The 591-nt window shown below is 52.1% G+C and carries 1 protein-coding gene; it reads left to right on the top strand.

The genetic code is table 11. From position 1 onward, the window contains the following. Positions 1-267: 267 nt before the first annotated feature. A complete protein-coding gene (locus tag J5M71_RS26615) occupies positions 268-456 on the top strand; it encodes a hypothetical protein (RefSeq protein ID WP_016985943.1) in 189 nt (62 codons plus the stop codon). Positions 457-591: the final 135 nt, after the last annotated feature.

Below are 591 nucleotides of genomic sequence, written 5' to 3'. Positions count from 1 at the left end.
CCGGGAAATCTGCTTCAACGTGTTGATTTTGCTTGATCACTGCCCTACGGGGTGCCGCTCGTCAGTCCGGTCCGACGCTTCACAGCCGTGCTGATTTGCCTCACTTCAATTAAATGTTCTTATTTAAAACAGCAGGTTAGCTGCTTATTACGAGTGAGCGGCCGGTAATAATGCAGCGTTACGGTTGGTTAATCCGGGGGATATTTACCAAGCTATTGTCAAGTTATTCCTGTACGATGCCTGGCCGAGTTACTTTTCTAAAGGTTAATGGCCGCCATGCGTGTAAAAGCATCCACCAGCAAAGCAAAGCCAGCTCCAGCCGTTGAAACCAGCGAATCGATCAACGATCAGATCGCAGCATTCCTCAAGTCCGGCGGCGAGATCCAGCAAATTGCCAAAGGCGTCAGCGGCCAGACATTCGGCCCGTCCAAGCAGATCAGCCTGGGCAAGAAGTAATACCGGTTTCACCCCGTCCAGAGGCGCTTTGAGCTTCGAAGCGCCTGGACTGGCACCGCGCAACACCCCTTCGCTTTAAACAAAAATTCCCGAAAATCGACGAACGGCCATCAATGCCGGGCATTCGTCGGTATC

This window comes from Pseudomonas sp. 43(2021), from assembly GCF_017490805.1.
GTDB lineage: Bacteria > Pseudomonadota > Gammaproteobacteria > Pseudomonadales > Pseudomonadaceae > Aquipseudomonas.
The sequence above is the reverse complement of the archived record's forward strand: the minus strand, read 5'-3'. Positions and strand labels throughout refer to the sequence as shown.

Excerpts from the sequence above, each read along its gene's own strand:
- J5M71_RS26615 (WP_016985943.1), top strand. The coding sequence starts at position 268 with ATGGCCGCCATGCGTGTAAAAGCATCCACCAGCAAAGCAAAGCCAGCT.